Source organism: Rubellimicrobium arenae, assembly GCF_017916275.1.
Lineage (GTDB): Bacteria > Pseudomonadota > Alphaproteobacteria > Rhodobacterales > Rhodobacteraceae > Rubellimicrobium > Rubellimicrobium arenae.
The window spans coordinates 15,740-29,894 of record NZ_JAFMST010000017.1 but is presented as its reverse complement, the minus strand read 5'-3'; the positions used below and the strand labels follow the sequence as shown (position 1 = coordinate 29,894).

Annotated in this window: 15 protein-coding genes; 9 read left to right on the top strand and 6 right to left on the bottom strand. The window is 72.2% G+C overall.

The features are described from left to right. Nucleotides 1-46 precede the first annotated feature (46 nt). From J3P31_RS19925 to J3P31_RS19910, 4 genes are all read right to left on the bottom strand, one after another. The gene (locus J3P31_RS19925; protein ID WP_210530279.1) at nt 47-838 is read right to left on the bottom strand and encodes an ABC transporter permease; all 792 of its coding nucleotides are present in this window, start codon (nt 836-838) and stop codon (nt 47-49) included. Continuing rightward, nucleotides 835-1,554, bottom strand: a complete 720-nt coding sequence (locus tag J3P31_RS19920; protein WP_210530278.1) for an ABC transporter ATP-binding protein — start codon at nt 1,552-1,554, stop codon at nt 835-837. Before J3P31_RS19920 ends, J3P31_RS19925 begins: the two co-directional genes overlap by 4 nt. Next, nucleotides 1,551-2,525 carry a YVTN family beta-propeller repeat protein gene (locus J3P31_RS19915; RefSeq protein WP_210530277.1) on the bottom strand — a complete coding sequence of 325 codons (975 nt, stop codon included), beginning with the start codon at nt 2,523-2,525 and terminating at the stop codon, nt 1,551-1,553. Before J3P31_RS19915 ends, J3P31_RS19920 begins: the two co-directional genes overlap by 4 nt. Nucleotides 2,526-2,614: 89 nt before the next feature. Then, the gene (locus J3P31_RS19910) at nt 2,615-3,793 is read right to left on the bottom strand and encodes an ABC transporter substrate-binding protein (protein WP_210530276.1); all 1,179 of its coding nucleotides are present in this window, start codon (nt 3,791-3,793) and stop codon (nt 2,615-2,617) included. Nucleotides 3,794-3,965: 172 nt separating this feature from the next. Between J3P31_RS19910 and pedF the strand changes: the two genes are divergently transcribed. Beyond that, nucleotides 3,966-4,655 (top strand): cytochrome c-550 PedF, encoded by a 690-nt coding sequence (gene pedF, locus J3P31_RS19905; protein WP_210530275.1) that lies wholly within the window; start codon nt 3,966-3,968, stop codon nt 4,653-4,655. Nucleotides 4,656-4,657: 2 nt separating this feature from the next. Then, nucleotides 4,658-5,560, top strand: coding sequence for a substrate-binding periplasmic protein (locus J3P31_RS19900; protein ID WP_210530274.1), 903 nt, complete (start codon nt 4,658-4,660; stop codon nt 5,558-5,560). 75 nt (nt 5,561-5,635) lie between these two features. Here J3P31_RS19900 and J3P31_RS19895 read toward each other — a convergent pair whose 3' ends face one another. Continuing rightward, the gene (locus tag J3P31_RS19895; protein ID WP_210530273.1) at nt 5,636-6,511 is read right to left on the bottom strand and encodes an FAD:protein FMN transferase; all 876 of its coding nucleotides are present in this window, start codon (nt 6,509-6,511) and stop codon (nt 5,636-5,638) included. Then, on the bottom strand, nt 6,511-8,580 hold the full coding sequence (locus J3P31_RS19890) for a 4Fe-4S binding protein (protein ID WP_210530272.1): 2,070 nt from the start codon (nt 8,578-8,580) through the stop codon (nt 6,511-6,513). The genes J3P31_RS19895 and J3P31_RS19890 overlap by 1 nt, the downstream gene beginning before the upstream one ends. A gap of 121 nt (nt 8,581-8,701) precedes the next feature. Here J3P31_RS19890 and J3P31_RS19885 point away from each other — a divergent pair, with 121 nt between their 5' ends. From J3P31_RS19885 to J3P31_RS19855, 7 genes are all read left to right on the top strand, one after another. Then, nucleotides 8,702-9,466 (top strand): ABC transporter permease, encoded by a 765-nt coding sequence (locus J3P31_RS19885; RefSeq protein WP_210530271.1) that lies wholly within the window; start codon nt 8,702-8,704, stop codon nt 9,464-9,466. Nucleotides 9,467-9,548: 82 nt separating this feature from the next. Further along, nucleotides 9,549-11,066, top strand: a complete 1,518-nt coding sequence (adh, locus tag J3P31_RS19880; RefSeq protein ID WP_210530270.1) for an aldehyde dehydrogenase — start codon at nt 9,549-9,551, stop codon at nt 11,064-11,066. Nucleotides 11,067-11,140: 74 nt separating this feature from the next. Beyond that, complete coding sequence (locus J3P31_RS19875; protein ID WP_438270312.1) at nt 11,141-11,500, top strand: DUF779 domain-containing protein; 360 nt, start codon at nt 11,141-11,143, stop codon at nt 11,498-11,500. A 78-nt stretch (nt 11,501-11,578) separates the two neighbouring features. After that, entirely contained in the window at nt 11,579-12,448 is an 870-nt protein-coding gene (locus J3P31_RS19870; RefSeq protein WP_210530269.1) for a S1C family serine protease, read from the top strand. Beyond that, a complete protein-coding gene (locus tag J3P31_RS21905; RefSeq protein ID WP_368373120.1) occupies nt 12,445-12,816 on the top strand; it encodes a response regulator transcription factor in 372 nt (123 codons plus the stop codon). The genes J3P31_RS19870 and J3P31_RS21905 overlap by 4 nt, the downstream gene beginning before the upstream one ends. 12 nt (nt 12,817-12,828) lie before the next feature. Beyond that, nucleotides 12,829-13,773, top strand: a complete 945-nt coding sequence (locus J3P31_RS19860) for a S1C family serine protease (protein WP_210530268.1) — start codon at nt 12,829-12,831, stop codon at nt 13,771-13,773. Nucleotides 13,774-13,874: 101 nt separating this feature from the next. Next, nucleotides 13,875-14,144, top strand: coding sequence for a hypothetical protein (locus tag J3P31_RS19855; protein ID WP_210530267.1), 270 nt, complete (start codon nt 13,875-13,877; stop codon nt 14,142-14,144). Nucleotides 14,145-14,155 lie beyond the last annotated feature (11 nt).

The window sequence follows — 14,155 nt, the reverse complement described above, 5'->3', positions numbered from 1 at the left end:
GATCGGTGCTGCGAGGCCAGGGCGGGGCCGCCATGGCCGGGGGCGCTCAGGCCCGCTGCCCCATCATCCCGCGCGCCGGGTCGTAGCCCCAGAGCGACAGCCCCAGGAAGGCCACGGCCGCCAGGGCGGTCCAGCCCAGGGCCGGCAGGTTCGGCTGGACGTACAGGGCGAAGCGCACGAGCTCCACCGCGTGGGTGAAGGGGTTGGCGGCGCAGATGTCGTGGAGCAGGTCACCCGCCTCCTGCATCCGCCAGAGGGGGTAGAGTGCCGAGGACAGGAAGAACATCGGGAAGATCACGAAGTTCATCACGCCGGCAAAGTTCTCGAGCTGCTTCACGAACGAGGACAGGGCCAGCCCCAGCGCCCCCAGCATCAGCCCCGCCACGACCAGCGCGGGCAGCGCGGTCAGGTAGCCCAACCACGGCATCCTGATGCCCCAGATCCAGGCGATGAGCAGGAAGGCATAGCATTGAAGGACGCCGATCGCCGTTCCGGCCAGCAGCTTGCACAGCAGGAGCCACCAGCGGGGCAGGGGCGCCGTGAGGAGAAGCCGCATCGATCCCATCTCGCGGTCGTAGACCAGCGACAGCGAGGACTGCATCCCGTTGAAGAGCAGGATCATCCCGCACAGGCCGGGGACGATGTAGGTCTCGTACTCGATGTAGGTGGTGTAGGGCGGCGTGATGGACAGCCCGAGCGCCGCCCGGAACCCCGCCGCGAAGACCAGGAGCCAGACCAGGGGGCGCACCAGGGCCGACAGGAAGCGGCCCCGCTGGCCGAGGAACCGCAGGGCCTCGCGGGTGACGATGGCGCGGAGCGCGCGCAGGGCCGGGGTCATGCCGCCTCTCCGGTGAGGCCGAGGAAGACCTCGGTCAGGGGCGCCCCCCGCGCGACGGCCCCGGCGGTGGCGTGGCGCAGGACGCGGCCCTTGTGGAGGATCACGAGATCGTCCTCGGGCCGCACCTCGTCGGTCAGGTGCGTGGCCCAGAGCACGGTCAGCCCGTCCTCGCGCGCCAGGCCGTGCACGTGGTCGGTGATCGCCGCCCGCGCGGCGGCGTCGAGCCCGACCGTCGGCTCGTCGAGGAGGAGCACGGCGGGCTCGTGGATCAGCGCCCGCGCGATCTCGGTCCGGCGGCGGTGTCCGCCGTTCAGGGCGCGCGCGCGTTCCCCCGCCCGCTCGGCCATGCCGAGCCGGTGGAGCGCCCTGTCGATCCGCCCGGCGGCGATGCGGTCGGAAAGGCCCTGCAGCGCCGCGAAGTAGCGCAGATTTTGCGCCACCGTCAGGTCGAGGTCGAGCGTCGGCGCCTGGAACACCACGCCCATGCGGGCCAGGGCCCTGGTGGGTTCGCGCCGGATGTCGTGGCCCGCCACCGCGATCGTCCCCGGAGGTGCGGCCAGAAGACCCGTCAGAAGGGCGAACAGGGTGGACTTGCCCGCGCCGTTGGGCCCCAGGAGCGCGCAGAACCGGCCGGGCGCGACGTCGAAGCTGACCGCGTCCAGCGCCGTGCGGGGGCCGTAGCGGTGGGTGACGTTCCGGACGGACAGACCGCTCATGGCCGCAGCGCCGCCCCCCAGGGGAAGCGCCCGACCTTGATCGAGCTGAGCGGTTCGCGGTTCGCCACGTCGATCACGGTCACGTCCCCCGAAACCCCGTTGGTGGTGAAGAGTCTAGAGCCGTCGGCGCTGAAGGCCATGTGCCAGACCCGCCGCCCCACGAGGATGTAGTCCTCGACCTCGTAGGTGGCGGCGTCCACCACGGCGACGTGGTTGGCGGGGCCCAGGGCCACGAAGGCGGTCGCGCCGTCCGGGGTGAAGGCGAATCCCACCGGCTGGATCTGGTCGTCGTTCACGCCCGGGATGGCGAAGGTGATCTTGCGGGTCTCCTGCCGGGTCGCGGCGTCGAAGACCGTGACCGTTCCGCCGATCTCGGAGGACACCCAGAGCTCCGCCCCGCCCTTGGCGAACTCGGCGTCGCGGGGCCGGGTGTCCACGAGCGTGTTGGCGACCGGCTCGTAGGTCGACGTGTCGATCCAGTGCGCCATGTTCGTCGTTTCGCTGGTCGTGATGGCGATGCGCCCGTCGGGCGACACGGTCATGCCCTCGGGCTCGATCCCCACGTCGATCTGGGCGACCACGCGGCGGCTTTGCACGTCCACCACGGTCGTCACGGCGTCGTCCTCGTTGGCGATCCAGAGATGCCGCCCGTCGGGGGACAGCGCGAACTGCTCCGGGTCCTCGCCCGAGGGGAGGTCGTGCAGGATCTCGCCGCTTTCCGGGTCCATGACCTGCACCGCGTCGCTGTCCGAGGCGCAGATGTAGGCCACGCTGCCGTCGGGGGCGAAGGTGATGCCGCGCGGACGCTCGCCGGTGGGGATGGTGCGCGTGACCTCCAGCGTCTGGGCGTCGATCACGCTGATCGTGTCGTCGAGCTCGTTGGTGATCCAGATCTCCTCGGCCGACGCGGGGGCGGCCAGGAGCAGGGCAAGGAGGGCCGCCCCGGAGGACGGCAGGACGGGTCGGGGCATGGGGGCACCTGCGGAAAGGGAAAGGAACGTCCGGCCAGGATGCGCCGGATGGGATGAACGATGTCCTGGGGCACCGGGCGTTGCGCGCATCAGGGCCCCGCGAAGGCGGCGCAGCCGCTTTCCGGGCGGTCGCGGCCCAGCGTGTCGAGGTCGTTGACCTGATGGAGGAACTGCTCGAACGGCGCCATGGCGATCATGGCGCGGGGCTGCACCACCGCGATCGGCTGCCGGAGCTGGCCATCCCAGTCGCGGAAGCTGAGCGGGCGGCCCTTGAACCCGTCGAGCTCGAACTCCGGTCCCAGCATGTAGGCGCGGAGCGTGGCCGGGTCGGCCGAGCCGGTCCGCGTCACGGCCTCGCCGATGCTGCGCAGCGCGGCCCAGGCGGCGTAGTCGCGCGGGCGCATGGGCCGGCCCGCCAGGTCGGCGAAGCGCGACTGGAGCTGCGACGCGCCCCAGTTCTCCAGCACCGGCGACCAGGCCACGGGAACGATGCCCTCGGACCCGCCGACGGGACGGGGCTGCCAGGTGTTGAACAGGACGTAGCGGCCGAAGTCGCCGGTCTCGTCGGCGACGAGCAGGACGTCGTGGTCGGCAAACCCCTGCGTGAGCAGCGGGATCTCGGACTGGGCGGTGCGGCCGAGGTCGCCCGCGAACTCCCAGGGGCGGTCGTCCACCAGGGACAGGCCGAACTTGGCCACCGATCCGCGCAGCGCCTCCGCCCAGGCCTGGTCGTCGGGATGGGGACCCGACAGCAGCGCCACCCCGGTCCAGCCCCGCACCAGCAGGAACTGCGCGAGAGCGTCGGCGCGCATCCCGAGCGAGGGGATGGTATGGAGCAGGTTCGCCCGGCAGTCCGCCCCGCGCAGGCCGTCGTCGGGCGCGCCCACGTTGAAGAGAAGGGCGTCCCGCGCCTCGGGCAGGTCCGCCACCTTCAGGAGGTCCGCCGCCGGGGCATCCACCACCAGGAGCCGCGACCCGGCCAGCGCCTCGCGAGCGGCGGCGAGGAGGTCGCCCCCGACCGGCACCTCGCGCACGGTGAGCCGGTAATCCTGCCCCAGGAAGCGGCCCGTCGTGGCGTCGTCCTCGCGCCCGAGCGTCGCGCCGGCGATCCCGTCGTCCGCCGGCACCGGATCCAGGTCCGACAGGACCGGCGGGCGTTCCACCTGCTGGTGCAGGTAGGCGATGGGGACGGTCATGCCGTCGGCCCGTGCGGGGGTGGAAAAGGCCATAAGGGCCAGCAGGATGGCTCCTGCCGTGACTTGTCGCATGACGTCCTCCCTTGGTCCGGCAGGATAGCGGCGGGGCGGAGCGGGCGAACCGCGACCATGGTCGCAGCCCCTGGCGGCTCCGTTGCCACCAAGGTCGAATGGCGGGGGCGGAGGGGCTCTGACACCCTTTCCCCAGACGCGTCCCGCAAGAGGCGCCCCCAGGAGGAATCACATGCCCGCATCCCGCGCCCGCTGGCCGTTGTCGGCCGGCCTGATCGTCATCGCCGGCATCGCGCTCGCCCATGGCGACGTCGCCCCGCAGCCCGTCAACACCGACGCCCTGCCCGATGTGGGCGAGGAGTGGCTGACCGAGAACCCCTACCGCAGCATGGATCCCGAGGTGTTCCAGAAGGCGATCGAGATCGGCGATTCCGGCTTCAACCAGAACTGCGCGCGCTGCCACGGGCTGGGCGCGATCTCGGGGGGGCTCGCGCCGGACCTGCGGTTCCTGGAGGCCGAGGAATACGGCGACGAATGGTTCGCCGAACGCTTCCAGCACGGCATGACCCAGAACGGCATCACCAAGATGCCGGCCTTCGGCGAGATCCTGGGCCAGAAGGCCGCCTGGGCGATCCGCTCCTACATCGAGACCCGCCCCGATGACCAGCAGGTGGCCGACGCCGCCCCCACGCTGACCCAGATGCGCGACAAGCTGGCCGGCTACGCCGAGGACCCGGCGGGCGCGGACATCGACGCGATCAAGGCCGAGCTCATGGAGATCAACGCGGGCTTCGAGACGCTGTCGGGCGCCCCGGTCGCGGACAGCGCCGCCGCGCGCGCGGCCCGGCTCATCGACGGGAGCCCCGCGCGGTTCCACGAGGCGGCCGAGCTCATCTCCGTGTCGCTGTCCGTCGCGCACTAGCCATGCGGCGGCGTGACGTCCTTTGGGGCCTGGCCGGGGCGGCGGGACTGCCCCGGGCGGCCCTGGCCCGCTGCGAGGGCGTCGTGCCCGGCGGGCGCATCCAGAACCCCGACCGGGACTTCGTGGGCCAGGATCTCGACGCCATCGTTGCGCGCGGCTGGATCGAGTTCGCCGTCTACGCCAACCTGCCGCCCTATTCCTGGGAGGAGGGCGGGCAGCCGCAGGGCATCGACATCGCCCTCGGGCGTCTCGTGGCCGAGGCGCTGGGCGTCGAGCCGCGCTTCCGCTTCGTCCTTTCGGGCGAGACCCTGGAGGCCGACCTGCGCTACCAGGTCTGGCAGGGCCAGCCCACCGCCGGCGCCGAGAACGACGTCGCGAACGCGATGCTCCATGTGCCCTACGACAGCGTCTTCGCCTGCCGGGTCGAGCAGGTCGTCTTCACCGGGCAGGCCTACCGGGAACGGCTGGCCATCGCCTACCGCGAGGACGCCTATCCCGACGATCCGCCGACCCCCGCCTATTTCCGCTTCGACCTCGTGGGGGTGCAGAACGACACGATCTCGGATTTCTATCTCGCGTCCTTTCCCGGCGGGCAGATCAACGCCAACATCCGCCGCTATCCGACCATGGCCGCCGGGATGGCCGCGCTGTCGCGGGGCGAGGTCAACGCCGCAATGGGGCCGCGCGCCCAACTCGAATGGGGTGCGGGCGAGGGGGTCCGCGTCCACGAGCCGCCGCTGCCCGGCCTGGCCGTCGGGGACTGGACCGTGGGTCTGGCGGTCCACATGTCGCACCGCGACCTGGGCTATGCCGTGGACGACGCCATCGCCGCGGGGCTTGCCGATGGGCGGATCCCGGCGCTGTTCGGGGATCTCGGGCTCACCTTCGAGCCGCCCGAGAGGTGAGGTTACCCGGTCCGTCCTCCTCCCAGTCGGACCGACTGGCGCCCCGGCGGCCTGGCCCCGGGGCGCCCTTTTGCGTCAGAGCGTCAGCAGGTCGCCGCCGGGGGTGATCGCGGTGGCCCCGAGGCCCGGCCCAAGCGCCGCGAGGATGCCGCGCGCCGCTCCGGCCTCGGCGAGGCAGAGCGCGGTGGCCAGGCCGTCCGCCATCGCGGCGGTGGGGGCCGTGACGGTCACTGTGGACCAGACGGGGTCGCCGCCCCGGGGATCGAGGATGTGCCCCGACCCGCCGGGCAGCAGCATGGCCCCGGGGCTGGAGGTCGCGCAGGCGGCGCCGTCCAGCGTGATCTGGCCCAGGCGCCCCCAGGTCGGGTCCTCCACGCCCAGGCGGAAGGGACCGGACAGGGCGCGGAACTCGCCGATGTCGACCAGGGCGTGGGTCAGGCCCTCGTCGGCCAGGACGCGGGCGACCCGGTCGGTGGCATAGCCCTGCGTGATCCCGTTGAGCGTGAGGGCCTGGCCCTTGCCCAGCCTCACCGCGTCGGGGCCGATCCGCACCCCCTCCCAGCCGATGAGCCGCCGTGCCTCCTCCGCGTCCCCGCCCTGCGCGAGGGCGAGCCAGAGCGGCTGCACCGTCGGATCGAAGAGCCCCCCGGTGGCCGCGTGCAGGCGGTCCGACAGGGCCAGCACCTCCAGCAGCTCGTGCGGGGGCGCGTCGAGGCGGCCCGCCGCGTTGAGCCGCGACAGCGACGAGGCCGGGTCGTACAGGCTGAAGATCGACTCGATCCGTGCGATCTCGGCCCAGGCGCGGTCGCGGGCGCGGGCCGTCAGGGCCGGCGGGCCATAGAGCGTGAGCTCCGCCTCGGCCCCCAGCGCCAGGCGCCGGTCGCGGGCCAGCGCGGCCCCGGGCCCCAGCAGCGCCGCGGCCATGATCCGGAGGAAGCGGCGGCGGCGCATCAGGCGGCCCTCCGTTGCGAGGCGGTGCGCGGCCCGCGTGCGGCAAGGACCTGCGGCACGCATTGCCGGGGATCGTCGAGGATCTGCACGCAGTCGAGGCACTGGAAGCATTCCGAGTAGTCGATCCGGCCCGTGGGCTCGATCGCCCCGTAGCGGCAGCGCACGCGGCAGAGCTGGCACGGCGAGCCGCATTCCGCCCGCCGCGCGATCCAGTCCCGCCCGCGCAGCAGGCCGCCGATGGCCATGACCGCGCCCAGGGGGCATACATAGCGGCAGAAGCCCTTGAACAGGACGGTGCCGGAGACGAGCCACGCCACGGCATAGAGCACAAAGAGCCAGTCGCGAAGGAAGAAGGTGGTGATGGCGGTCTTGAAGGGCTCCACCTCGGCCATGGTGTCCACGCGGTCGGGCGCGACGAAGACGGTGGCGACGAGGCCCGCCAGCAGCACATATTTCACGCCCTTGAGGCGGCGGTCCCAGACGGCGGGCGGCTCCCATTGCGGCAGGCGCAGGCGGCGGCCCAGATGGTGCGCGAACTCCTGCAGCGCGCCGAAGGGGCAAAGCCAGCCGCAGAACAGCCCGCGCCCCCAGAGCACGAGGCCGACGATCGCCGCGCCCCAGACCAGGAGCCCGAAGGGGTCGTAGAGGAGGAAGGCGAAGCCGCCGCCATCCCAGGCGGTGCGGATCGCGCCCAGCACGGTGACGATGGACAGCTGCCCCTGGCCCCACCAGCCGACGAAGGCCAGGACGGCGGCCAGGACCGTCAGCCGGACGGGCGTCAGCCAGCCGCGCCGCGCCACCCTGTGCATGAGCGGCCCCAGGAGGACGAACAGCCCCGCGAGCAGGACGCCCAGCAGGGCGAGGTCCGGGGCGCGGCTCCGCACGGCCTCCTCGAACGGGGTGAGCTGCCGCACCTCGCCCTCGCGGAGGAAGAACCGCTCGGGCGTGGCGTGCTCGGCCGTCAGGGGCACGCGGCCGATCTCGGGCTGGAAGGAGCCATGCTCGCGCACGGCCTCGACCTCCAGGGTCCAGGGGCGCGACGGGTCGAAGCCCAGGCGGCGGTCGGTCCGCAGGATCATCGCGATGCCCTCCGGCACGCCGGGCTGCAGCTCGACCGCGATGTCGGCGTCGCGCAGCGCCACGGGAAGGCCATCCTGCGAGGCGGTCAGGCGGTCGGGCGCGGTGTTGCGCACGAAGTCGGGCGACACGAGGCCGTGGCGGCCCGCGTCGATCACGAGGATCGGCTCCTCGTTGGGCGAGATCTCCAGCAAACGGTCGAGCTTTCCGGCCGTCGCCTCGCCCAGCACCGCCGCGCGGATCGACGGCGGCCCGAGATCGACGATCCAAAGGTCGAGATAAGGCCCGTCGGGATCGGCCCGCGCCTCGGGGTCGTCGGCGGCCCAGATCGTGCCCGCGAACATCCCGTCGATCTGCGCGTTCGTGACCAGCTTTCGCGTGGCGATGCCCTGGTCCACGAGGTCGGCCCAGGCCAGCGCTTCCTCGTGCGCGGGGTCGGGCGCGGCGGGCGGGGCGCTGGCGATGCCCTTCATCTTCTCCCGCGCGACCTCGCGCGTGGCGGCCAGCAGCGATTCATGGGCGATGCGGACCGAGGCCGTCGCCTTGGTCACCCCGTCGAGGTACACGAGCGCCGATCCCGCCCCCGCGTCGCCGTAGGGGGTTCCGACCACCATGGGCTGGGAGATCGACAGGCCGCGATACTGCTCCAGGAAGGCGCGGAACGGCGCCTCGCCCAGGCCCGACACGAAGATCGGCTCGTTGTGGGAGATGAGCTTGACGTCGATGAAGCGCCCTTCGAGGTCCAGCGCCACGAACAGGTTGATCGGCGCGCCGGAAAAGCCGGGGATCGGGGCCATGGGCTCGGTCTCGAAGACATAGCCCGCGAGCGCGCCCCCGGAATTGAGGAGCTCCCAGACGCCCCTGTCGTTCACGGGGTCGCCAATGGACATCGGCGGGCGGACGAAGCCGGCCAGCGCCGCGCGGTCCAGCACCTCGGCCCGCGCCGCCGTCGCGAGGAGCAGGAGGGCAAGAAGGCGGAGAACAGCGGCCATGCCGGGCAGGATAGGCAGGGCTCCCCACGGCGCCCATAAGACCTAGGTCGCGTTGCGGCGGCCCCCGGTTGACCGGGGCGGCGGCGGGACGCAGGCTCGGCCGGCAGGGGAGGATCGTGGCATGGCGCAGAAGGGCCTGCAGGTGGACCGGGCGGCCCTCGCGGTGTCGCTGGCGGCGATGGCGCTCCTTTGGGCCGGCATCTCGGTGCTGGCGGACGATCCGGTGCGGCTGCCGACGCCCTGGCGCGTGGCCGAGGTCCTTTGGGCCGAAGCCGCGGCCGGCGATCTCGGGCGGCATGTGCTGGCCACCCTGGGCCGGGTCGGCTGGTCCTTCGGGATCGCGATGGCGGCGGGCTCGGTCCTGGGGCTCCTGCTGGGCCTGCATCCCCGGTTCGACCGCTGGGCGGACCCCTGGGTCGTGATCGCCCTGAACCTGCCGGCGCTGGTCGTGATCGTGCTGGCCTATGTCTGGTTCGGCCTGAACGAGCTTTCGGCCGTCGGCGCGGTGGCCTTCAACAAGACGGCGATGGTGGTCGTCACCATGCGAGAGGGCGCGCGCGCCCTCGATCCCCGGATCGCCGAGATGGCGCGGGTCTACCGCCTGTCGCCCTGGGCGCGGCTCCGGCACGTCATGCTGCCCCAGCTGGCCCCTTACCTGGCCGCGAGCGCGCGCAACGGCCTCGCCATCATCTGGAAGCTGGTGCTGGTGGTGGAGTTCCTGGGTCGGCCCAATGGCGTGGGCTTCCAGATCCACCTCTACTTCCAGCTCTTCGACGTGGCGCATGTGCTGGCCTATTCGGCGGCCTTCGTGGCGGTGATGCTGGTCATGGAATACGTGCTGCTTCAACCGGTTGAGCTCCGCGCGCGGCGCTGGCGCACCGCCTAAGACCTTTGTCGCGGCTGAAATTCGCCCGTCCGCGTGGCACGAATGCCCCAGGGCCGCGAGGAGGCGGCGCAGGGAGAAGATCATGAACAAGGTCGAACATTTTCGTGTGGCGGCTTCGCCCTACAAGACGCGCTACGACAACTTCATCGGCGGCAAGTTCGTCGCCCCCAATGCGGGCCGCTACTTCCAGAACACCTCGCCGGTGACCGGCCAGGTCCTCTGCGAGATCGCCCGCTCGGACGCCTCCGACATCGAGGCCGCGCTCGACGCCGCCCATGCCGCCAAGGACGCCTGGGGCAAGACCTCGGCCGCCCACCGTTCGGTGATCCTCAACAAGATCGCCGACCGCATGGAGGAGAACCTCAAGCTCCTCGCCACCGCCGAGACCTGGGACAACGGCAAGCCCATCCGCGAGACGATGGCCGCTGACCTGCCGCTCGCCATCGACCACTTCCGCTACTTTGCCGGCGTCGTGCGCGCGCAGGAAGGCGGCATCTCCGAGATCGACCACGACACCATCGCCTACCACTTCCACGAGCCGCTGGGCGTCGTGGGCCAGATCATTCCCTGGAACTTCCCGCTGCTGATGGCGACCTGGAAGCTCGCCCCCGCGCTGGCCGCCGGCAACTGCGTGGTCATCAAGCCCGCCGAGCAGACCCCGGCCTCGATCATGCTCTGGATCGAGCTCATCGCCGACCTGCTGCCCCCGGGCGTGCTCAACGTCGTCAACGGCTTCGGCCTCGAGGCGGGCAAGCCGCTGGCGTCGTCGAACCGGATCGCCAAGATCGCCTTCACCGGCGAGACGACGACGGGCCGGCTGATCATGCAATACGCCAGCCAGAACCTGATCCCGGTCACGCTCGAACTCGGCGGCAAGTCCCCGAACATCTTCTTCAAGGATGTCTGCCGCGAAGACGACGACTTCTTCGACAAGGCGATCGAAGGCTTCGTGATGTTCGCGCTGAACCAGGGCGAGGTCTGCACCTGCCCGTCGCGCGCCCTGATCCACGAGAGCATCTACGACCAGTTCATGGAGCGGGCGATCAAGCGCGTCGAGGCGATCGTCCAGGGCGACCCGCTCGACCCGGCGACGATGATCGGCGCGCAGGCGTCCTCGGAGCAGCTCGAGAAGATCCTGTCCTACATGGACATCGGCCGCCAGGAAGGCGCCGAGGTGCTGACGGGCGGCGAGCGCGCCAACCTCCAGGGCGACCTCGCGGGCGGCTACTACGTCAAGCCCACGGTGTTCAAGGGCACCAACAAGATGCGGATCTTCCAGGAGGAGATCTTCGGGCCGGTCGTGTCCGTGACCACCTTCAAGGACGAGGACGAGGCGCTCCACATCGCCAACGACACGCTCTACGGGCTGGGCGCGGGCGTGTGGTCGCGCGAGGCCAACACCTGCTACCGCTTCGGCCGCGCGATCCAGGCCGGCCGCGTCTGGACCAACTGCTACCACGCCTATCCGGCCCACGCGGCCTTCGGTGGCTACAAGCAGTCGGGCATCGGCCGCGAGAACCACCTCGACATGCTCGCCCATTACCAGCAGACCAAGAACATGCTGGTGAGCTACAGCCCGAAGAAGCTGGGCTTCTTCTGAGGCGGGGGACAGTCCGAAAGGCGCGGGCGCGCGGGGCCATCCCCGCGCGCCCTTTCCCGTGAAAGGACCACTCCATGAACGACATGACCGCCGCCCCGCCGCTCGACAAGGTGACCGCCACGCCCGAGGCGCTGCAGCTCCTGGCCGAGATCGTGGCCGACCACGGGCCGGTGCTGTTCCACCAGTCGGGGGGCTGCTGCGACGGCTCCTCGCCCATGTGCTACCCGGTGGGCGACTTCATCGTCGGCGACCGCGACGTGCAGATGGGCGAGATCGGGGGGATGCCCTTCTACATCTCCGAAAGCCAATACGAGGCCTGGAAGCACACCGACCTGGTCATCGACGTGGTGCCGGGGCGCGGGGGGATGTTCTCGCTCGACAACGGGCGGGAAAGGCGGTTCCTCACCCGCTCGAACATCTGCCTGCGGCCCTGATCCCCGCACTGCCCGTCCGGGCAGTAGGCGGGCGGGGCGCGCGGTCTTAGCTCTGGTGCAACTCCCACGGAGGGCACCATGACCGATCTTTCCGACCTGTCCCGCAGCATCGCCGCGCTGGCCGAGCGGTTCTCCCCCGGCGTCGTCGGCGTCACGGGGGCCCGCGCCTGGTCCTCGGGGTTCGTCTGGCGCGAGGGCCACGTGGTCACCGCCGACGAGGCACTGGATGCCGAGGGCGACGTCGCCGTGGTCCTGCCCGACGGGACGCGCCGGGCCGCGGCCGTGGTCGGGCGCGACCCTTCGACCGACGTGGCGCTCCTGCGGGTCGAAGGGGCGCTGCCCCCGCCCGTGCCGCTCGATCCGGCGGTGCCCCGGCTGGGCGAGCTGGCGCTGGCGCTCGGGCGGGGGCCGGACGGGGCCGTCGCGGGCTTCGGTGTCGTCCGGCACGCCGGGCCGGCCTGGCGGTCGCTGCGCGGCGGGACCATCGACGCGCGGCTCCAGCTTGACCTGCGGCTGCCCCGCGCCGCCGAGGGCGGCCTGGCGCTTGGCGCCGACGGCCGGGCCTTCGGCATGACGGTGTTCGGGCCGCGGCGATCGAGCCTCGTGATCCCCTCGGCGACCATCGAGCGCGTGGCCGACCACCTGGCCCGGCATGGGCGGGTGGCGCGGGGCTACCTGGGCCTGAGCCTCCAGCCCGTGCGGCTGGGGCAGGGCGGCGGCGCGGCGGCGGTCGTCACCGACGTGGACCCGCAGGGCCCCGCGCTGGCGGCCGGGGTGCTGCAGGGCGACCTCCTGGTCCGCCTGGGCGGAGAGCCCCTGCGCGGCCCCTGGGCCGTCCGGTCGCGCCTGGGGCCGGACAGCGTCGGGCAGGCGGTCGAGCTGGGGCTCCTGCGCGGGGGCCAGCCCCTGACCGTGACCCTGACCATCGCCGAGCAGCCCGCGCCGTGACCGAGCCCGTCGTCCTCGCCCTCCGGATCGCCGACGAGGACCTGGCCGAGCGGCTGACCGAGCTTCTGGGCGCGGTGCCCGGAATCGTCCTCGCCGAGCCCGGCGAGACCCCGGACGCCGTCATCGGCGATCCCGACGAGGCCCGCGCGCCCGAGCCGATGGCCACGGCCGGCGACCTCACCCCGCGCGAGCGGGAGGTGCTGGAGCTCCTGACCCAGGGCGCGTCCAACAAGGAGATCGCGCGCCGGCTCGGCATCTCGGTCCACACGGCCAAGTTCCATGTGGGCCGGGTCATCGACAAGCTCGATGCCACGGGGCGCACCGACGCGGTGGCGCACGCCGCGCGCACGGGTGTCATCCATCTCTGACCGGAGGCCGCCATGGCCGCACCCCTTCCCAAGGACGACATCGCGATCCTCGATGCCTATTCCGCCGCCGTGGTCGGCGCCGTGGAGCGGGTCGGCCCCGCCGTCGTCCGCATCGAGACCCCGCGCGGGGGCGGCGGCTCGGGCGTGGTCATCGCGCCGGATGGGCTCGTGCTCACCAACGCCCATGTCGCGGGCGAGGGGCGCGGCCTGCGCGTCCACCTGACCGACGGGACCGAGGGCGGCGCCGCCCTCGTGGGGGTGGACGAGGACACGGACCTGGCCCTGCTCCGGACCCATGCGGGAACGCTGCCCTTCGCGCATCTGGGGGCGTCCCGCGCGCTGCGGCAGGGGCAGCTCGTGGTGGCGCTGGGCAATCCGCTGGGCTTCGAATCGACGGTGACCGCAGGGGTCGTCTCGGCGCTGGGCCGCAGCCTCCGGGCGCGGAACGGGCGGCTCATCGAGGACGTGATCCAGACGGACGCGGCGCTCAACCCCGGCAACTCGGGCGGGGCGCTCGTCAGCAGCGCGGGCGAGGTCGTCGGGATCAACACGGCGGTCATCCGGGGGGCGCAGGGCCTCTGCTTCGCGGTGGCGAGCGACACGGCCGCCTTCGTGGCGGGCCAGCTCCTCCGCCATGGCCGCGTCCGCCGGGCCTGGATCGGGGTCGCGGGCCAGACGACCGCGCTGCCCCGCAAGGTGGCGCGGGTGGCGGGCCTGGCCGCCGCCTCGGGCGTCCGGCTGAGCGAGGTCGTGGCCGGCGGCCCGGCGGCCCTGGCCGACCTCCGGGTCGGGGACACGCTCCTGGCGCTCGACGATCAGCCGCTTCCCGGCGTCGATGCCCTGGTGCGGGCGCTGTCCGAAGGGCGGATCGGCCAGGAGGCGACCCTGACGCTGCTCCGCGCGGGGCGGCTCGAACGGCGGGCGATCCGCCCCTCCGAACGGCCCGGCGCGGCCTGAGGCGCGCACTCTCCCAGCGGCAATCGGAACTCCCCTTGCTCCGGATGGTTGAACATGACGGCGGCGGACCCCGCCCGACGCGTTCATGGAGGAAGGCCATCATGGCACATGCAAGCCGCAAGCACTTCGGTCCTGGATCCCAGGGCAAGGGCGACGGCACAGGGGCGATGACCACGATCGACACCGCCGACATTCCCGACAACATGATCCTGTCCAACCGCGACAAGGCGCAGCACTCCGACGAGCGCGGGCTCGACAGCAAGGCCGTGCAGACCGACCAATACCGTGACCACGCCGCCAACCGCCGGATCGAGGACGACGAGCTCGCGGACAGCCGCGCCACCCTCGACGACGGCGAAGCGAACGCCTGAGGAGATATCCC